Here is a 16,903-nt window from a genome sequence, read left to right as displayed (position 1 = left end):
GAAATGTCTCCAGACGCGCGGCTCAGGACCACGCGGCAGGAGTAACGTTACGGAAACCCGCCAGTTCCTAGCGCTCAGCTTCGGAAATCGTCGGCCGCTCTTGGCGCTGCGCCTCCCACCCGCTACCAGCCGTGGCGACATGGACCCGGCGGCATGATCGCGGAAATCGGGCACTTCGCCCTCATCCTGGCCTTCCTGATGGCGCTCTCCCAGGCCGTGACGGCCTTCTGGGGGGCGGCGCGCCGGGACGCGCGCCTGATCGCCGCTACGCGCGCGGGCGCCCTGCTTCAGTTGCTGTTCGTGGCGATGGCCTTCACGGCGCTGGCGATCAGCTATCTGATGCCGGACTTCTCGGTGGCCCTGGTCGCGGCCCACAGTCATTCGACCCAGCCGGCCATCTACCGCCTGGCGGCTACCTGGGGCAGCCACGAGGGCTCGCTCCTGCTCTGGGTGCTGATCCTGTCGGTCTATGGCGCGGCGGCCGCAGTCTTCGGCAAGAACCTGCGGCCCACCCTGGTTTCTCGCATGTTGGGCGTCCAGGCGCTGATCGGCCTGGCCTTCCTCGGCTTTGCGCTGTTCACCTCCAATCCGTTTCTCAGGCTGGATCCCGCGCCGCTGGACGGGTCGGAGCTTAATCCGCTGCTGCAGGATCCCGGCCTCGTCCTGCACCCGCCGCTCCTCTACCTCGGCTACGTCGGCTTCTCGGCGGCCTACGCCTTGGCCGCCGCGGCCCTGCTGGAGGGCCGGGCAGACATGGCCTTCGCCCGCTGGCTCAGGCCTTGGGTCATCGCGGCCTGGTCGGCGCTCACGCTCGGCATCGCGCTGGGGTCCTGGTGGGCCTACTACGAGCTCGGCTGGGGCGGCTGGTGGTTTTGGGACCCGGTCGAAAACGCTTCGCTCATGCCCTGGCTGGCCGGCACCGCCCTGCTTCACTCGGCCATCGTGCTTGAGAAGCGCGGCGCCCTGATCAGCTGGACCCTGCTGCTCGCCGTCCTGACCTTCTCGCTCAGCCTCTTGGGCACCTTCCTGGTCCGCTCCGGCGTGCTGACCAGCGTCCACGCCTTCGCCGTCGATCCGGCGCGCGGCGCGGCCATCCTAGGCTTCACGGTGCTGGCGACCGGCACGGCGCTGGCGCTGTACGCCTGGCGGGCGCCCTCCATGCGCACCGGCGCGGTGTTCGCCCCGGTGTCCCGGGAAGCCGGGATGACGCTGAACAACCTGTTCCTCATGGCGTGCACGACCACGGTCTTTCTCGGCACCTTCTATCCGGTGTTCGTGGAGGTCACCTCGACGGACCGCATCTCGGTCGGCCCGCCCTACTACGCACTGACCTTCGTGCCCCTCAGCCTGCCGCTGCTGGCGCTCGTCGCCTTCGGGCCGATGCTGAACTGGAAGCGCGACGCGCTGTCCGCCGTCATCCGACGCCTGCGCTGGCCTCTGCTGATCTCAAGCGCCGCCCTGGTCCTGATCGTGGTCAACTTCGGCCTGGAGCGGCTGATGCAGGCGCTGGGCCTGGGCCTCGGCGTCTGGCTGATCCTGGGATCGCTGTGGCTGCTCGTCCGCCGCTGGAGCGCGGGCGCCCGGAGTGAGTTCTGGCGGCGCGTCCGTTCCACCCCACCTGCCTTCTGGGCCATCGTGCTCGCTCACGCCGGCCTGGGCGTCAGCACCGTCGGCATCGCCTGCGTCACGGCGCTGGAAAGCTCCGCAGTCCTGACGCTCCAGCCTGGCCAGGGGGCCGACTTCGCCGGCCGCCGCATCGTTCTGACCGGCGCGGACATCGTCCAAGGGCCGAACTACCGCGCCGAGCGGATCACCGTCTCCATGACCGGCCCCGGCGTGGACCGCGACATCTCATCGGAGCGCCGCTTCTATCCGGTCGCAGGCACCCAGACGACCGAGGCCGGCATCGATCTCGGCCTGACCGGCGCCTACTATGTCTCGGTCGGCGAGCGGCGCGGCGACGCCGTCGTGGTGCGGGTCTGGAACCACCCCTTCGTCGGGTGGATCTGGTGGGGCGCGATGATCATGGCCGCCGGTGGCGCGGTCTCCCTGCTGGACCGCCGCCTGCGCATCGCCGTCCCGGCGGGCAAGGAGATCAGGGCGTGATCCGGCGGCTGCTCTACATCGTCCCGGTCGCGGCGCTCGTGGTCATCGCCGGCCTGCTGTGGGTCGGCCTGGGCCGCGATCCGGCGGTCCTGCCCTCGACCCTGATCGACCGGCCGCTGCCCGCCTTCGACCTCGCCCCCGTGCGCCCGGCGGACGCCGAGGGCCTGGCGACCGACGACTTCACCGGACGGCCCATGCTTCTGAACGTCTTCGCCAGCTGGTGCGTCGGCTGCCGCGTCGAGCATCCGTTCCTGATGGAGCTGGAACAGCGCGGCGTGGTGATCCAGGGCCTGGCCTGGAAGGACGCGCCCGCAGACACCCTGACCTGGCTAGGCGAGCGCGGCGATCCTTACGCCCGCATCGGCGCCGACCCCGAGGGCCGGGTGGGCATCGACCTCGGCGTCTCCGGCGCGCCCGAGACCTTCATCATCGACGCCTCCGGCGCCGTGCGGCATCGTCACGTCGGCCCGATCACGCCGGAGATTTGGGAGACACAGCTGCGTCCCATCCTCCAGCAACTGGAGGCGGAAGGATGAGGCGGTTCGCCCCCGCGCTCGTCGCCGTCACCCTGATGGCGTCCGCCCCCGTCCCGCCCGCGCCCGCCGCGGACCGGCCCCTGCCCGAGGTCTCGCAGGAGGCCCGCGCCCAGGCCCTGCACCATCAACTGCGCTGCGTCGTCTGCCAGAACCAGTCGATCGCCGAGTCGGACGCGGTCCTGGCCGCCGACCTGCGCAACGTCGTGCGCGAGCGGATCGCCGCCGGCGACACCGACGCCGAGGTCCTGGACTATGTCGTCCAGCGCTACGGCGACTTCGTCCTGATGCGTCCCCCGGTGCGCCAGTCGACCTGGCTGCTGTGGGCTGGGCCCTTCCTGGTGCTGCTGCTCGGAGGCGCCGCCATCGCGGCCTATCTGATGCGCCGGCGCGCCGGGATCGAGGCCCAACCCCTGACCGAGGACGAACGCCGCCGTCTCGACGCCCTTCTCGACGAGGAAGAGGGCCGATGATCTGGCTGGTCCTCATCCCGATGCTGCTGGTGGCGGCAGCCGGTGTCGTCCTGCCGCTGCTGCGCCCGCCGGACGCCGAGGCCCCGCGCCCGCGCCCCACCCTGGGCCGCCGCCTGGACCAGATCGAACGCCAGCACGGCGCGGGCGAACTCTCCGACGCCGAGACTGACGCCCTCAAGCTGGAGACCCAGCGCCGCCTGCTGGCCGAGGCCCGCAAGGGCGAGGAGGCGGCGCGGCCGCTGTCCGCCCGCGGTTTGAAGATCGTCGCCGTCGCCCTCGGCGTCACCATGATCGCCGGCGGCGCGGGTCTCTACGCGCTGCTGGGCCGCCCGGACCTCGCGGCCACCGAGACCGTTGCGACACCGGCCCGCTCCGGACCGGAGGCCATGATCGCCGCCCTGGAAGCCCAGGTTCGCGAAACGCCGGACGACGTGGGGCTGCTGGCCCTGCTTGGCGAGAGCTATTCGGGCATGGGCCGACACGCAGAGGCCGCCGAGGCCTTCGGCCGGGCCTCCCTTCTGGCGCCCGACAACGCCGCCCTGCCTTCGGCGCGCGGCGAGGCGCTGGTCCAGGCGGCCGGGGGCCGGGTCACGGACGCCGCCGAGATCGCCTTCCGCGCCGCCGTGGCTCTCAACCCCGAGGACGCCCGCGCCCGCTACTTCCTGGCGCTGCGCAAGGATCAGACCGGCGACCGCGACGGCGCCATGGACGACTGGATCGCGCTTTTGAACTCCGCGCCGCCGGACGCCCCCTGGCTGCCGCAAGTCAGGGGCTTCGTCGAACAGGTCGCCGCCGAGCGCGGGATCGACATCTCGGACCGGCTGAACGCGCCCGCGGGCTGAACGCCCGCATTTCCGGACATATCATCCAATCCGATCAGAGACCTCGTCGCCTCGCGCCGTCGTTTCCACTCGGTCGCCAGGGCGGGTTTAGGCTGGCGACGATGACCTCTCCGGAAGGACGATCGCGCGAGCCCCGCGGAACTGAGGTGTCGCTCTGTCGCTGTGTCGCTGTCTCCGGAGCGACACCGACGGCGTCACGCCACCGGCCGCCGGCGGATCACCAGGTTCCGGATCTCGGTCATGTCCTCCATGGCGAAGCGGACGCCCTCGCGCCCAAGGCCGGAGTCCTTCACCCCGCCATAGGGCATGTTGTCGACGCGGTAGGAGGGCACGTCGCCGATGACGACGCCGCCGACCTCCAGCCGGTCCCAGGCCATCAGCGCCTTGTTGAGGTCGCGCGTGAATATGCCCGCCTGCAGGCCGAAGCGGCTGTCGTTGACCTCGTCCAGGGCCGCCTCGAAATCGGTGAAGGCCTGGAGAGTCGCCACCGGCCCGAAGGCCTCCTCGCGGTTCAGTCGGGTCTCCTTGCCGACCTTCTCCAGCAGGGTGGGCTCCAGCATCGCCCCCTTCCGGCCGCCGCCGCACAGCAGGACGGCCCCGCCGTCGACCGCTTCGGTGATCCAGTTTTCCAGCCGCTTCGCCTCGCCGACGTCGATCATCGGGCCAATGAAGGTGGCCTCGTCCTTGGGGTCGCCGCAGACCAGCGTCCGGGTCTTCTCGACCAGCCGACCCTGGAACTCGTCATAGATGTCTGCGTGGATCAGGATGCGCTGCACGCCGATGCAGGACTGGCCCGACTGGTAGAAGGCGCCGAAGACGATCCGCTCGACCGCGTCGTCGAGGTCCGCGTCCCGGTCGACGACCACCGCCGCGTTGCCACCCAGCTCCAGCACCACCTTCTTGCGGCCGGCCTTGGCCTTCAGCGCCCAGCCGACGTCCGGCGAGCCCGTGAAGGACAGAAGCTTCAGCCGGTCGTCGGTGGTGAACAGGTCCGAGCCGTCCCGCGTCGCCGGCAGGATCGAGAAGGCGCCCTCGGGCAGATCCGTCTCGGCCAGCACCTCACCGATGATCAGCGCGCCCAGCGGTGTGCGCGACGCCGGCTTCAGCACGAAGGGACAGCCCACCGCCAGCGCCGGGGCCACCTTGTGGGCCGCCAGGTTCAACGGGAAGTTGAACGGCGAGATGAAGGAACACGGCCCGATCGGGACCCGCTTCCACACCGCCTCATAGCCGCGCGCCCGCTCGGAGATATCCAGCGGCATGTGCTCGCCGGTGATGCGCACGCTCTCCTCGGCCGCGACCCGGAAGGTGTCGATCAGACGGGTGACCTCTCCCTTGGCGTCCTTGATCGGCTTGCCGGCCTCGACGCACAGGGAATAGGCCAGTTCATCGAACCGCTCCCTGAACCGAGCAACGCAGTGGTTCAGCACCGCCTGCCGCTCATAGGCCGCCATCTCGGCCATGGGCCGGGCCGCCGCCTCCGCCGCCGCGATCGCCCGGTCGATGGTCGCCGGATCTGCCATGGCCACCCGCGTGACCACCTCGCCCGAGAACTTGTCGGTGACCTCCAGGTCCTGGTTCGGCTGTTCCGGCCGGTTGGCGAGGTAGAGGGGATAGACGGGCTTCAGGCTCGGCATGGCGGGCTCCCGGGAAGGTCCCTTGGGCCTAGGGCCCTGTTCCCGCCTTCGCAAGCGCCCTAGATATCCCCCATGGACGACCACCAGCCCGAGATCGAAGGCGCCGCGCCTGGCAAGCCGCTGACCCCCGCCGCCCGCCGCGCGCTTCAGGAAGCCGCCGCCCGCCGCGCCGCAGCCCAGCCCGCCGATCTGCCGCCCGAGGACGGCGGCCCATCCGGCCAGGAGCCGACCCGCTTCGGCGACTGGGAGCGCAAGGGCGTCGCCTACGACTTCTAGGGTTTGGGGAATCTTAGGGTTAAGCCGCCGCCCGGCGGGTGTCCGTGCTTGAGGCCTTGAAGGCCGGCGCGCTGGATGGCGCCATGACCAAGTTCCTGTTTGCGCTGTCCGCCCTTGTCCTGCTTTGCGCGCCCGCGAGCGCTCAGGCGTTTGACGGCCCCGGCCACGGCGGCGGCCATGGCGGCGGTTACGGCGGGGGCTGTGGCGGCGGCTGCGGAGGCGGCGGGCACGGCGGAGGCGACGGTGGGGGCCATGGCGGTCATGGCGGCGGCCGGTCGGTCAGCGTGGACATCGACGTCTCGGCCCACTCCAGCGCCTATTCCAGCGCCGACGCCTATGCGTCAGGCTATTCCCGCTCTGGCGGCTATGGTCAGGGCGGCGGCTACGGCGGGGGCTACATCGCGGGCGGGGGCGTCTACAGCGCCGACTACGGCTATGGCTACGGCTATGGCGGCGGAGTCGGATACGGCGGCTATGGCTGCGGCTGCTACGGGATCACCCCGGTCGGGCCAGTCTATGCGCCCTACGGACCCCAGGGCCCGTTCGTCACCTATCAGGTCATCGAGAGCCGCTCCTACCGCCGTGAGTATTCCCGCGAGGAAGTCAGCTACGGCGGCTCCTACGGCTATGGCTACGAGCGCGAGCGGGACTATCGCGGCGGTCACGATCGTCGGGATCGCGGCCGCTATCGCGAGGACTGCGACTGCTGGGTCTCGGACGACCACGACTACGCGCCGCCGCCGCCCCCTCCCCCGCCGCCTCCGCCGCCGTCCTACCGGGACGAGTGCTGGCGGGATCGCACCGGGGAGTGCGGCTAGGCTCGCGTTCGAGCCGACTTGATCCAAATCGTAAACGGCGCGTTAACTGAGCCGCCATGCTCAAGCTCGCCGCCTGCGGCCTGATCGCCGCTCTCGCCCTTCCCGCCGTCGCCGAGGCGCAGTCCTACGGCCGGCATCGAGACGGCTATGACCGTTATGAACGCGGGCACGACCGCTACGGCCATGGCGATCGGCACGATCGCGGCTATGGCTACGGCTATTCCGGAGGCGGCGTCTACGTCGACTCGATCACGGAGACCGAGCACCAGGCCTACATCCGCCAGGGCGTCTATGCCGACGGCTACGCCTACGGTCCCTACGGCTATGGCGGCTACGGTTATGGCCAAGGCGGCTACGGCCATGGCTACGGCGGGGGGTACTACGGCCATTCCGGTCCCCATTACGGCGGCCACGGCTCAAGCTACGGCCACGGCTATGGACGTGGATACGGCTACGGCTATCGCCACCAGACCTGGAGCTGGCGGTACGACGCCTATGGTCGAAGCTACGACGGCTATCGCGATCAGTACGGCTACAACGACGACCGGCCCCGCTCCCGACGCGGCCACGACCGCGGCTACTACGGCCGCGAGGACTGCGAGTGCGGCGGCGTCTACCTCAGGGACGACTGACCCCGGCCATTTCGGAAAGGATGGCTTGCGCGGCCGCGCGGGGATCGGGCGCGGCGATGACCGGACGCGCCACCACCAGGTGACCGGCCCCGGCCCTGAGCGCATCCGCGGGCGAGGCGATCCGCTGCTGGTCGCCTGCGTCGGCGCCTGAGGGCCGCACGCCCGGCGTGACCACCAGGAACTCCGGCCGGCCGGCCTCGGCCGCCAGCTGGCGCACGCGCGCCGCCTCGTGCGGGCTGGAGACCACGCCGTCGACGCCGCAATCCAGCGCCTGGCGCACGCGCCGCTCGACCAGGGCCGCCGCGGTCTCGCCGTAGCCGATCTCCCCAAGGTCCGCGTCCGACAGGCTGGTCAGCACCGTGACCGCCAGGATCCTCGTCTCGGCCGAGCCCCGCCCCTTCACCGCCCCTCGCATGACCTGGGGCTCGGCGTGGACGGTGACGAGGTCGCAGCCGCCATCGGCCACCGACCGCGCCGCCCCCTCGACTTGGGCGCCGATGTCGTGGAGCTTCCAGTCCTGGAAGACCTGCTTGCCGTTCGCGCGCAGTTCATGGGCGAACGCCACGCCGCCGGGCCGCGCCAGCAGCGTCAGTCCGACCTTGTAGAAGCTGACCGTCTCGCCCAGCCGCGCGACCATCTCGCGGGCCAGATCCAGGCTCGGCAGGTCAAGGCCGACGATCAGGCGCGGGTCGGCGGACATGGACATGGGCGGCTCCGTCGGGCTACGGCCAAGGCGGCGCATCCGCGAAGGGCGGGGCCGGTCGGCGATTCATTGGGGCTGAGGGCGTGAGATGAACGCGGTCGAGTTCGGGGTCAATGTCTTCGTCGCGCTGTTCGCGCTGCTCGACCCCATCGGGAACATTCCGATCTTCGCCGCCGCCACGGCGGGCGCGACGCTGAGCCAGCGGCTGTCGGTAAATGCGCTGCTGACCGCCTTCGTCATCGCCTTTCTGGTCTTCTTCTTCTTCACCGGCCTGGCGCTGCTCGACTTCTTCGGCATCTCGCTGGCCGCCTTCCGGATCGGCGGCGGCATCCTGCTGTTCATGCTCGGCCTGGAGATGGTGCGGGAGAACTTCCTGCAGAGCTTCGTCGACGCCGACGCCATCTCCGACGCCAAGGACGTGCGCGGTTATGCGCGGCGCCGCTTCCAGCGGCTCGTCGTGCCCTTCGCCATGCCCCTGATCATCGGCCCGGGCGCGATCTCGGCCGTCATCATCCAGGCCAGCGCGGCCGAGGAAATCGGCTATACGGGATGGCTCGCAGGCGTCGTGGCTATCGTCGCCGCCGGCGTGGCGACCTTCGCCTCCTTCGCCCTTTCGGGGCCGATCAGTCGGCTGATCGGCGAAGTGGGCATGGCCATCGTGGTGCGCGTGCTGGGGCTGATCCTTGTGGCGCTCGGCATCCAGTTCATCCTGGCGGGCCTCGGCGAGGCCCTGCCCGGCATGTTCGCCGCCTCAGTGATCTCGCCCAGCGGGCACTAGCCGCCGCGCAGCGCCTCCCAGGTCCGGCCCGAGCCCGAAGGCGCGGCCGGCGCCGAGGTACGGCGCAGCCAGGTCAGGTTCTGTTCGACCATCTCGGGCGGTAGATCGCGGCGCAGCATGCCCTCGGCTTCCGCGAGTCGGCCCTGCAGCCCGATCATCAGCGCCAGGTTCAGCCGCATCTGCAGCGTCGCGCCCGGCTGGGCCACGGCGCGGCGCAGCAGGGCCTCGGCCTCGGCCGCCTGACCCGCGCCGGCCAGAGACATGGCCATGTTGGTCAGCACTGACGGATTCTCGGGGGAAAGCGCGAGCGCCTGGTTCCAGGCCTCGCGCGCCTCGTCGCCCCGGCTGACCTGATCCAGCGCGACGCCAAGCAGGGAGACGATCTCCCAGTCCCGGGGGTATGCGGCCCGCGCCTGTTCCAGGGGTGCGATGGCGTAGAAGGCCTGTCCGCGCGCGATATGCACCCGGCCGAGCTCCATCAGGGCGATGCGGTTGCCGGGCTCGAGCACTAGGGCCTGCTGGGCGCTGGACGCCGCCTCCTCGAAGCGGCGTAGCTCGCGCTGGGCGCGGGCCAGCTGGATATGGGACTCGACGTCGGTGGGCGCGATGCGGACTTCCGCCGCCCAGAAGACGGCGCGCGCCAGCGGATCGAGCCGGGCCGCCTGAGCGCGCTGCTCGGCGTTGGCCGGCCGGCGCTCGGCTGCGCCTTCCGGCTGGGCGGGTGCGGCGGCTTCGGGCGTCGCAGGCGCCTCGGCGGCGGCGTCGCGGTCGCGGCCGAACGGCCAAATCTGCGCGCCCGCCGGCGCGGCCAGGCCGAGGACGGAGAGCCCGGCCACGGTTGCGAAGAGAGAACCCTTGCGCGACATGTGTCGCCTTCCTGCTGACGGTGGAGTCCGAAGGGTCCGCCGCGCCGGTCAAGGATTGGTAAACGTTTCCGGAGACGCCCCCGCCATGCCCGACGTCCTTATAGACCGCAGCGATAATCCGGTCCCGCTGGTCCTCGTCAGCGAGGCGGCGTTCGAAGCGCTGTCGGACGAGGGACTGAAGGAGCTCGGACGCGGCCAGGATTTCAAGGGCCAGGCGGGACGGATTCTCTTCGCAACAGGGGAGGATGGGCGCGTGAGCCGGGTGCTGGCGGGGGCCGGCAAAGCGGGCGCCGATCCGATGGCGGCCCGGTCGCTGGCGGCGCGGCTGCCGGCCGGAGACTACGCCCTGACCGACGCGCCGCAGGACCTGGACGCCGGCCTGTTCGCCCTGGCGTGGGCGCTCGGGGCCTATGTCTTCGACCGCTACAAGGCCCGGCCCGAGCGGGGCCGCGCGCGGCTGGTGCTTCCGGACGGCGTCGACGCCGAGGCGATCCGCCACGAGGCCGCCGCCTGCCTGCTGGTCCGCGAGATGGTCGACACCCCGGCCCAGGACATGGGGCCGCTGCAGATCGAGACCATCGCCCGTGAGATCGCGGAGGAGGCCGGCGCCTCCATCGAGGTCACGGTCGGCGATGACCTGCTTGAGAAGAACTTCCCCGCCGTCCACGCCGTCGGCCGCGCCGCCGCCTCCCATCGCCAGCCCCGCCTGATCGAGATCGGCTGGAACCTGGACAAGACCGACCTGCCGCTGGTGGCCCTGGTCGGCAAGGGCGTGGTCTTCGATTCCGGCGGTCTCGACATCAAGCCCGCCGCCGGCATGCGCTGGATGAAGAAGGACATGGGCGGCTCGGCCCATGCGCTGGCGCTCGGACGGCTGGTCATGCAGGCGAAGCTGCCGGTGCGGCTGGTGGTCTTGGTGGCGGCGGTCGAGAACGCCATCTCCGGCGACGCCTTCCGGCCCGGCGACATCGTCCGCACCCGCAAAGGCCTGACCGTCGAGATCGGCAACACCGACGCGGAGGGCCGCGTGATCCTGTCCGACGCCCTGGCGCGCGCGGGAGAGCATCAGCCCGAGCTGACCATCGACTTCGCCACCCTGACCGGCGCGGCGCGGATCGCGCTCGGGCCCGAGCTGCCGCCCTACTATACGGACGACGAGGCTCTGGCCGCCGAGATCGCTTCGGCGGCGGCGGACCGGCGCGATCCGGTCTGGCGTATGCCGCTGTGGCGCGGCTATCGCGAGGCCGTGGAAAGCGAGCTGGCGGACCTGCGCAACGATGCGGCCGACTGGGCCCAGGCGGGCTCGGTGACCGCCGCCCTCTTCCTCCAGCGGTTCGCGCCGGAGAGCGGATCCTGGGTCCACCTCGACATCTTCGCCTGGAACGGCCGCGCCCGCCCCGGACATCCACAGGGCGGCGAGGCGCAGGGGCTGCGCGCCCTGTTCGAGGTGCTCAAGCGGCGCTACGGCCGTTAACGCCGTCTTGGGTGTCCTGGGCCTAAGGAGCGTGGGTGTTTCCGACGCTCGCAGACCAGATCCTGGCCCGGCCCGACCTCGCCGATCAGCTCCTTGAAGGGCTGGAGCGAGCGGGCCGCTTCGCGGCGACCCGTGCGATGGCGTGTACGGTCGCCGCCAGTGACGTGATGGACGCCCCAACCAGCGAGGCCCGCCGGCTGGACCAGCTGCTTTTCGGTGAACTCTTCCGGGTGCTGGACGAACAGGGTGGCTGGGTCTGGGGCCAGGCCGCCCGCGACGGCCAGGTCGGCTGGATCCGCCTGTCCGACCTCACCGCCGATGTCTCGCGCCCGACCCACCGTGTGGCTGCTGCCAGCGCGACGGTCGGGGGCCGCATCCTTTCCCTGAACGCGCTTGTAGTGTCGGACGGAGCAGCGGGCCTCGCCGACCTTCTCACCTTCGCCGCGGATTGCGCCGAGGCTGCGGAAAGCCTGCTGGGCGCGCCCTATGCCCAGGGCGGCCGCACGCGCGACGGGGTCGACGGCTGGGGACTGGTCCGGCAGGCCCTGTTCGCCGCAGGCAAGGGCGCACCTGTCGTCCAGCAGGACGGAAGTCTCTTGATGGGTCGCCGGCTGGCCGGGGCCGAGGCGCCCGGGCGAGGCGACATCGTCCTGTCCGAAGGCGGGCCGGGCGTGGTCACCGGCCCGGACGAAATGATCCGCAGCCGCCAAGGCCAAGGCGTGGCGCGCGAGCCGCTGCCGGAAGAGGCGCTCTACTTCAGACCCTAGTCGGGGTCAGCCGGCCGGGTTGCCGGGGCCGCCCGGGTTGGACAGTTCCATGTTCGGCGTGTCGGCCGCCTGGCCGCCGCGCGCGCCGGGATCCTCGACCGGCTCGGCGCCCTGAACGCCCTCGACATCGGCGCCGCCGGGCAGGCCGTCCTCGGACGGGGCGGCCTCACCTTCGGCGGCGCCCGCCTGACGGGCCGGATCCGGAGCCGGAATGGCGTAGCCCGACGAGCCCTGCTGGCGCATCCACGCGATCAGGTTGGCGCGCTGCGTCTGGTCGCGCAGACCGCCGAAGGTCATGTTGGTGCCGTTCACGTGCCGCTGGGGCGCGTTGATGAAGGCGTCGAGCTCGTCGTAGGTCCAGGTCCCGACCGCGGCGGCGTGGGCGCGCATCGCTTCCGAATAGTTGAAGCCCGCGGCGTGGGTGACCGGCCCGCCGACGACCCCCCACAGGTTCGGGCCGGTGCCGTTGGCGCCGCCCTGGGTGATGGTGTGGCAGGTGGCGCAGCGCGCGAAGGCGGCCTCGCCCGCGGCCAGGTCGGCGGTCGGCAGGACCGTGCCCCAGTCGGTCGGCAGGGCCGCGGCCTCGCCCGACTCTTCCTCGGCCACCTCGATGAAGTAGCCCATCTTCTCAGGGGCTTCCTGATGATAGACGCGCGAGGCGACCTCATTGACGATCAGGATGGTGAAGACCGTCGCGAGACCCGCGCCCGCGATCTTGTTCCACTTGAGGTCGCCGCTCATTCCGTAAGACGCCTTGGTTTGCCTTGCTTGCGTGGCGCTCTCTTACACCCTATCGCCAACCGCGCAACCGGCCCCGGCGCCGGACCGACGGAGAGGAGCGCGATGCCGCGACCGATCGTGGTGATCCCGGCCCGCATGGCGGCCCAGCGCCTGCCCGGAAAGCCGCTGGCGGACATCGGCGGCCTGCCCATGATCGTCCGCGCCCTGCGCCAGGCCGAGGCCGCTGGCATTGGCCCCGTGGCCGTCGCTGCGGGCGATTCGGAGATCGTCGAGGCCGTCCGCGCCCACGGCGGCCAGGCTGTGCTGACCGACCCCAGCCTGCCGTCCGGTTCGGACCGCATCCGCGCCGCCCTGCCCGAGCTCGATCCTGAAGGGCGGCACGACCTGGTGATCAATCTCCAGGGGGACATGCCTCTGGTCGAGCCTGACACCATCCGGGCGCTGGTGCGGCTGTTCGAGGATCATCCCGGCCTCGGCATGGGAACCCTGGTCGCGCCCGAGGCCTCGCCCGCCGACCGGACCAACGCTGACGTGGTCAAGGCCGTGCTGGCTTTGGCCCGCGACGCCCGTCAGGGCCGGGCGCTCTATTTCACCCGCTCGACCCTCTACGGCGAGGGACCGATCTGGCGGCACATCGGCCTTTACGGCTACCGGCCCGAGGTGCTGGAGGGCTTCACTGCCGCCCCACCGTCCGCGCTCGAGCGCCGCGAGAAGCTGGAGCAGCTGCGGGCCATGGAGCTGGGCGTCGAGATCTGGGCCGCCGTCGTCGACGAGGCGCCGATATCGGTCGACAACCCGGATGACCTGGAAGCCGCGCGCGCGGCGGCGAGATGAGCCGGCTGGTGCAGGTCTATGAGGCGGTCACCGAGAATGTGGTCGTGCGCGTGCGTCCGACCTATCTGCCGCAGCAGTCCGACCCGGACGGCCGCCGCTGGGTCTGGGCCTACGCCATCGAGATCGAGAACCTGCGGCCCGAGGCCGTCCAGCTGCTGGCCCGGCACTGGACGATAACGGACGCGCTCGGCCGGACCGAGGAGGTGCGCGGCCCAGGCGTCGTCGGCGAGCAGCCGGTCATTCCGCCGGACGGGGTGCACCGCTACGCCTCGGGCTGTCCGCTCTCGACGCCGTCGGGATCGATGGTCGGGACCTATTCCATGGCGGACGCGACGGGCCGGGTCTTCACCGTCGCGATCCCGGCCTTCTCGCTCGACAGCGAGACGCCCCGCCAGGTGAACTGACTCCCGGCGCCTGTCGCCGCAGACAGAGCGACAGCGGTCGGGTCGGTGGATGGCGATGTCAAAGACCAGACCGCAGTCTAACCGCGTCCGGATCAACGGGGCGGACGACGCCCCGGTCGGCGTCGCCGCGTGTGTTTTCAATGGGATAGCCTGGGTCGATATGGGAGCTTCGACGCCCTGAGGGGCGAGGGGGCCGCGCCAACCCGGACGAACCGCGGCCCCGCTCTGGTGCGTGCGCCGGTCGGCGCGCGCCGGGATGGGCCGGACCGCAGGGCCCGGCCGATCTGATCAGATGTAGCGGCGCAGCGAGCGGGCCAGCTCCGACGACCCGTTCTTCTTGGTCGCCGGCTGATAGGCCACGCGCGAGTGTTCGACGCAGTAGGGATGGCCTTCGTCCGAGCGGCGGCCGCAGAAGCTGAACTCGTTGGAGGACGGGTCACCGATTGGCCACTTGCACATGTGGCTGCCGAGCGTGAGCACCGTGGCTGTGCCCGGCAGGTCCAGCACCGCAGGACGCGGGGCCGGCTGGGCCGGGGCGGCCGCAGCGCGGGGCGCGGGCTCGATGCGGCGCGGAGCGCTCGGGGCCTGGGTCGGCCGCGGGCGGGCGGCGCGGAAGGCCGGGCGCGAGGGCTGCGACGGGGCGGCCCGGCCCGACAGGCCGAGACGATGCACCTTGCCGATCACGGCGTTGCGGGTGACTCCGCCCAACTGCTTGGCGATCTGGCTGGCCGACAGGCCGTCGAGCCAGAGCTTCTTGAGGTTTGCGACCCGTTCGTCGGTCCAGCCCATGTTCGCCTCCCACCGCGAGATTCAACATCTTGTGTGCCAACAGGTTCAGAAAACGCTGGCATACAAGCTATCGTAAATCTTTCGTTAAGAGACGCAACATCTGGCGCCTGCTCATCCACAGAAACCAGATATTGAATCGGGCAGAATCCGGACGCGCGGGCGCGCGCCGCGAATCTGCGGCGTCATCTTTGAGCGATGGAGCGGGGCGTCAGTCGACGCAGAGGGCGTGCTCGACCCGGCCATTTTCGACGACCGCGAAGCAACCACAGGGGTCGCTTGAGGCCTGGCACTGACCGACGACGGACTGGCCCTGCGCGCCGACGTCGGCGCGGCAGTCGCCCTGGCAATCGTCGCCGTCGCGGCAGGCGCGGCCGGCGTCGCTGTATTCGACGACGCACTGGAGGGACTGCATCCTGCAGACGGGCCGCAGCGTCCCGCCCTCGTCGGCGCAGGCGCGGGCTTCGGGGCTGTCCGGCGGAGCCGGCGGGGCGGACACGGGCGCCTCGGACCATTGATCACCCGCCGAGACGGGGGCAGGCGCCGGCGCGCAGGCGGCCACGAGAACGAGGACCAGGGCGGTCAGGACGTGGCGCATGGGTCTCTCCCGGAACAACGAAACCTGGTCAGCATCGGCGCGGATCGCGGCCCCATCAAGGCCGCTTGCGAGGCTGGAACAGCCGCGCCATACCAACGTCAGCCAGACGCGCGGGGAACGCGCGCGGGCCGGGAGGGACATCCATGAGCGACCAGGCGCCGACCGCGGAAGAGCGGCCGCAACCCTCGCTGAGAACCGTCGTCGGCGCCTCGTCGGCGGGCACGGCCTTCGAGTGGTACGACTTCTTCATCTTCGGCTCGCTGGCCGGCGTCATCGCCAGCCACTTCTACGCGGAGGTCGGCGAGGCGACGGGCTACATCCTGGCGCTTCTGACGTTCGGGGTCGGCTTCGTGGTGCGGCCGCTCGGCGCGCTCGTCTTCGGGTGGTTCGGGGACAAGACCGGCCGCAAGACTACCTTCCTGGTCACCATCACCCTCATGGGCGTGGCGACCGTCGCCATCGGCCTCTTGCCCGGTTACGACCAGATCGGCATCGCGGCGCCCATCCTCCTGCTGACCATGCGCGTCCTGCAGGGCTTCGCGCTCGGCGGAGAGTACGGCGGGGCGGCCATCTATGTCGCCGAGCACGCACCGGCGCGGCAGCGCGGCTTCCTGACCGGCTGGATCCAGACCACCGCCGCGCTCGGCCTGATCGGCGCCCTGGCCGTCATCCTCGCCACCCGGGCCATCGTGGGCGCGGAGGCCTTCGCCGAATGGGGCTGGCGCATTCCGTTCCTGATCTCGGCGCTGCTGCTCGTCGTCTCCCTGTGGATTCGGCTCAAGCTGAACGAGAGCCCGGCCTTCCAGCAGATGGAGGCCGAAAGCGAGGGTGAGCGCGCGCCCTATCGCGAGGCCTTCGGCACCTGGAAGAACCTCAAGGTCGTCCTGCTGGCCCTGTTCGGGATCATGATCGCCCAGGGGGCGGTCTGGTACTGCGGATATTTCTACACGCGGTTCTTCATGGAGCGGGTTCTCAAGGTCGAGACGGCCACGGTCGACGCCCTGATCCTGTCGATCACGGTGGTGTCGGCCTTCCTCTACGTCTTTTTCGGCTGGCTGTCGGACCGCGTGGGCCGCAAGCCGGTGATGCTGTTCGGGATGATCCTGGCCCTGGTCAGCTTCTTCCCGGGCTTCAAGCTGCTGACCAGCGCCGCCAATCCGGTTCTGGCCGAGGCGCAGCTCGTCTCGCCGGTGACGGTGATCGCGGATCCCGCCTCCTGCTCGGTGCAGTTCGATCCGGTGGGTCGCTCGGCCTTCGTCACCTCGTGCGACATCGCCAAGAGCGTGCTGTCGAACGCCGGCGTGGCCTACTCCAACGAGGCCGCCCCCGCGGGCGCCCTCGCTCAGGTGCGGGTCGGCCAGGAGGTCTTCCGGTCGATCGAGGGCGCCTCGCTGTCCGCCGACGAGCTGGCCGCGGCGCGCGCCGACGTCCAGGCGCGCATCACCGAGGCGCTGGCCGCCCACGGCTATCCGACCACGGCCGATCCCGCCCAGGTGAACGTCGCGGTGGTGTTCGGGGTGTTGCTGGTCTTCATCGTCGCGGCGACGGCGCTCTACGGTCCGCAGGCCGCCGCGCTGGTCGAGCTATTCCCCACGCGCATTCGCTACACCGCCATGAGCCTGCCCTATCACGTCG

At 70.9% G+C, this 16,903-nt stretch carries 19 protein-coding genes; 13 read left to right on the top strand and 6 right to left on the bottom strand.

Annotation, left to right across the window (positions count from 1 at the left end; genetic code table 11):
- The first annotated feature begins 153 nt into the window (after positions 1-153).
- The 4 genes from Q0M60_RS04030 to ccmI are packed head-to-tail and all read left to right on the top strand — an operon-like array spanning position 154 to position 3,954.
- On the top strand, positions 154-2,106 hold the full coding sequence (locus Q0M60_RS04030; RefSeq protein ID WP_296816230.1) for a heme lyase CcmF/NrfE family subunit: 1,953 nt from the start codon (positions 154-156) through the stop codon (positions 2,104-2,106).
- Complete coding sequence (locus Q0M60_RS04025; RefSeq protein WP_296816227.1) at positions 2,103-2,642, top strand: DsbE family thiol:disulfide interchange protein; 540 nt, start codon at positions 2,103-2,105, stop codon at positions 2,640-2,642. Before Q0M60_RS04030 ends, Q0M60_RS04025 begins: the two co-directional genes overlap by 4 nt.
- Positions 2,639-3,112, top strand: a complete 474-nt coding sequence (locus Q0M60_RS04020; protein WP_296816224.1) for a cytochrome c-type biogenesis protein — start codon at positions 2,639-2,641, stop codon at positions 3,110-3,112. The genes Q0M60_RS04025 and Q0M60_RS04020 overlap by 4 nt, the downstream gene beginning before the upstream one ends.
- The gene (ccmI, locus tag Q0M60_RS04015; protein WP_296816221.1) at positions 3,109-3,954 is read left to right on the top strand and encodes a c-type cytochrome biogenesis protein CcmI; all 846 of its coding nucleotides are present in this window, start codon (positions 3,109-3,111) and stop codon (positions 3,952-3,954) included. Before Q0M60_RS04020 ends, ccmI begins: the two co-directional genes overlap by 4 nt.
- Positions 3,955-4,148: 194 nt before the next feature.
- On the opposite strand, the gene Q0M60_RS04010 is transcribed toward ccmI, so the two are convergent.
- A complete protein-coding gene (locus Q0M60_RS04010) occupies positions 4,149-5,591 on the bottom strand; it encodes an aldehyde dehydrogenase family protein (RefSeq protein WP_296816218.1) in 1,443 nt (480 codons plus the stop codon).
- 72 nt (positions 5,592-5,663) lie between these two features.
- Here Q0M60_RS04010 and Q0M60_RS04005 point away from each other — a divergent pair, with 72 nt between their 5' ends.
- The 3 genes from Q0M60_RS04005 (at position 5,664) to Q0M60_RS03995 (ending at position 7,317) form a co-directional block, all read left to right on the top strand.
- Complete coding sequence (locus Q0M60_RS04005) at positions 5,664-5,867, top strand: DUF1674 domain-containing protein (RefSeq protein WP_296816216.1); 204 nt, start codon at positions 5,664-5,666, stop codon at positions 5,865-5,867.
- Between the two features lie 83 nt (positions 5,868-5,950).
- Complete coding sequence (locus tag Q0M60_RS04000; RefSeq protein WP_296816213.1) at positions 5,951-6,685, top strand: hypothetical protein; 735 nt, start codon at positions 5,951-5,953, stop codon at positions 6,683-6,685.
- Between the two features lie 56 nt (positions 6,686-6,741).
- Complete coding sequence (locus Q0M60_RS03995; RefSeq protein WP_296816210.1) at positions 6,742-7,317, top strand: hypothetical protein; 576 nt, start codon at positions 6,742-6,744, stop codon at positions 7,315-7,317.
- Here the strand turns inward: Q0M60_RS03995 and pyrF are convergent.
- Complete coding sequence (pyrF, locus tag Q0M60_RS03990) at positions 7,304-8,017, bottom strand: orotidine-5'-phosphate decarboxylase (RefSeq protein WP_296816268.1); 714 nt, start codon at positions 8,015-8,017, stop codon at positions 7,304-7,306. The genes Q0M60_RS03995 and pyrF overlap by 14 nt on opposite strands.
- 91 nt (positions 8,018-8,108) lie before the next feature.
- Here pyrF and Q0M60_RS03985 point away from each other — a divergent pair, with 91 nt between their 5' ends.
- Positions 8,109-8,798 carry a MarC family protein gene (locus Q0M60_RS03985; RefSeq protein WP_296816208.1) on the top strand — a complete coding sequence of 230 codons (690 nt, stop codon included), beginning with the start codon at positions 8,109-8,111 and terminating at the stop codon, positions 8,796-8,798.
- Here Q0M60_RS03985 and Q0M60_RS03980 read toward each other — a convergent pair.
- A complete protein-coding gene (locus tag Q0M60_RS03980) occupies positions 8,795-9,664 on the bottom strand; it encodes a tetratricopeptide repeat protein (RefSeq protein WP_296816205.1) in 870 nt (289 codons plus the stop codon). The genes Q0M60_RS03985 and Q0M60_RS03980 overlap by 4 nt on opposite strands.
- An 85-nt stretch (positions 9,665-9,749) precedes the next feature.
- Between Q0M60_RS03980 and Q0M60_RS03975 the strand changes: the two genes are divergently transcribed.
- Entirely contained in the window at positions 9,750-11,138 is a 1,389-nt protein-coding gene (locus Q0M60_RS03975) for a M17 family metallopeptidase (protein WP_296816202.1), read from the top strand.
- Between the two features lie 35 nt (positions 11,139-11,173).
- A complete protein-coding gene (locus tag Q0M60_RS03970) occupies positions 11,174-11,905 on the top strand; it encodes an SH3 domain-containing protein (RefSeq protein ID WP_296816199.1) in 732 nt (243 codons plus the stop codon).
- A 6-nt stretch (positions 11,906-11,911) separates the two neighbouring features.
- On the opposite strand, the gene Q0M60_RS03965 is transcribed toward Q0M60_RS03970, so the two are convergent.
- A complete protein-coding gene (locus tag Q0M60_RS03965) occupies positions 11,912-12,646 on the bottom strand; it encodes a cytochrome c family protein (RefSeq protein ID WP_296816196.1) in 735 nt (244 codons plus the stop codon).
- Between the two features lie 102 nt (positions 12,647-12,748).
- Here Q0M60_RS03965 and Q0M60_RS03960 point away from each other — a divergent pair, with 102 nt between their 5' ends.
- Positions 12,749-13,480, top strand: a complete 732-nt coding sequence (locus Q0M60_RS03960; RefSeq protein WP_296816193.1) for a 3-deoxy-manno-octulosonate cytidylyltransferase — start codon at positions 12,749-12,751, stop codon at positions 13,478-13,480.
- Positions 13,477-13,884 (top strand): Co2+/Mg2+ efflux protein ApaG, encoded by a 408-nt coding sequence (apaG, locus tag Q0M60_RS03955; RefSeq protein ID WP_296816190.1) that lies wholly within the window; start codon positions 13,477-13,479, stop codon positions 13,882-13,884. Before Q0M60_RS03960 ends, apaG begins: the two co-directional genes overlap by 4 nt.
- A 288-nt stretch (positions 13,885-14,172) precedes the next feature.
- Here the strand turns inward: apaG and Q0M60_RS03950 are convergent, their stop codons facing one another.
- Both Q0M60_RS03950 and Q0M60_RS03945 read right to left on the bottom strand, forming a co-directional pair.
- On the bottom strand, positions 14,173-14,673 hold the full coding sequence (locus tag Q0M60_RS03950; protein ID WP_296816187.1) for a GcrA family cell cycle regulator: 501 nt from the start codon (positions 14,671-14,673) through the stop codon (positions 14,173-14,175).
- A gap of 208 nt (positions 14,674-14,881) precedes the next feature.
- Positions 14,882-15,268 carry a hypothetical protein gene (locus tag Q0M60_RS03945; protein ID WP_296816184.1) on the bottom strand — a complete coding sequence of 129 codons (387 nt, stop codon included), beginning with the start codon at positions 15,266-15,268 and terminating at the stop codon, positions 14,882-14,884.
- Positions 15,269-15,411: 143 nt separating this feature from the next.
- Here Q0M60_RS03945 and Q0M60_RS03940 point away from each other — a divergent pair.
- Positions 15,412-16,903 (top strand): MFS transporter (locus tag Q0M60_RS03940; RefSeq protein ID WP_296816181.1); only part of this gene is annotated, 1,492 nt, incomplete at its 3' end.

Source organism: Brevundimonas sp., assembly GCF_024711105.1.
GTDB lineage: Bacteria > Pseudomonadota > Alphaproteobacteria > Caulobacterales > Caulobacteraceae > Brevundimonas.
The sequence above is the reverse complement of the archived record's forward strand: the minus strand, read 5'-3'. Positions and strand labels throughout refer to the sequence as shown.

Bases quoted from the DNA above. Each gene is read 5' to 3' on its own strand.
- Q0M60_RS04030 (WP_296816230.1), top strand. From the start codon at position 154: ATGATCGCGGAAATCGGGCACTTCGCCCTCATCCTGGCCTTCCTGATG.
- Q0M60_RS04020 (WP_296816224.1), top strand. From the start codon at position 2,639: ATGAGGCGGTTCGCCCCCGCGCTCGTCGCCGTCACCCTGATGGCGTCC.
- ccmI (WP_296816221.1), top strand. From the start codon at position 3,109: ATGATCTGGCTGGTCCTCATCCCGATGCTGCTGGTGGCGGCAGCCGGT.
- Q0M60_RS04010 (WP_296816218.1), bottom strand. From the start codon at position 5,591: ATGCCGAGCCTGAAGCCCGTCTATCCCCTCTACCTCGCCAACCGGCCG.
- Q0M60_RS04005 (WP_296816216.1), top strand. From the start codon at position 5,664: ATGGACGACCACCAGCCCGAGATCGAAGGCGCCGCGCCTGGCAAGCCG.
- Q0M60_RS04000 (WP_296816213.1), top strand. From the start codon at position 5,951: ATGACCAAGTTCCTGTTTGCGCTGTCCGCCCTTGTCCTGCTTTGCGCG.
- Q0M60_RS03995 (WP_296816210.1), top strand. From the start codon at position 6,742: ATGCTCAAGCTCGCCGCCTGCGGCCTGATCGCCGCTCTCGCCCTTCCC.
- pyrF (WP_296816268.1), bottom strand. From the start codon at position 8,017: ATGTCCGCCGACCCGCGCCTGATCGTCGGCCTTGACCTGCCGAGCCTG.
- Q0M60_RS03985 (WP_296816208.1), top strand. From the start codon at position 8,109: ATGAACGCGGTCGAGTTCGGGGTCAATGTCTTCGTCGCGCTGTTCGCG.
- Q0M60_RS03980 (WP_296816205.1), bottom strand. From the start codon at position 9,664: ATGTCGCGCAAGGGTTCTCTCTTCGCAACCGTGGCCGGGCTCTCCGTC.
- Q0M60_RS03975 (WP_296816202.1), top strand. From the start codon at position 9,750: ATGCCCGACGTCCTTATAGACCGCAGCGATAATCCGGTCCCGCTGGTC.
- Q0M60_RS03965 (WP_296816196.1), bottom strand. From the start codon at position 12,646: ATGAGCGGCGACCTCAAGTGGAACAAGATCGCGGGCGCGGGTCTCGCG.
- Q0M60_RS03960 (WP_296816193.1), top strand. From the start codon at position 12,749: ATGCCGCGACCGATCGTGGTGATCCCGGCCCGCATGGCGGCCCAGCGC.
- apaG (WP_296816190.1), top strand. From the start codon at position 13,477: ATGAGCCGGCTGGTGCAGGTCTATGAGGCGGTCACCGAGAATGTGGTC.
- Q0M60_RS03950 (WP_296816187.1), bottom strand. From the start codon at position 14,673: ATGGGCTGGACCGACGAACGGGTCGCAAACCTCAAGAAGCTCTGGCTC.
- Q0M60_RS03945 (WP_296816184.1), bottom strand. From the start codon at position 15,268: ATGCGCCACGTCCTGACCGCCCTGGTCCTCGTTCTCGTGGCCGCCTGC.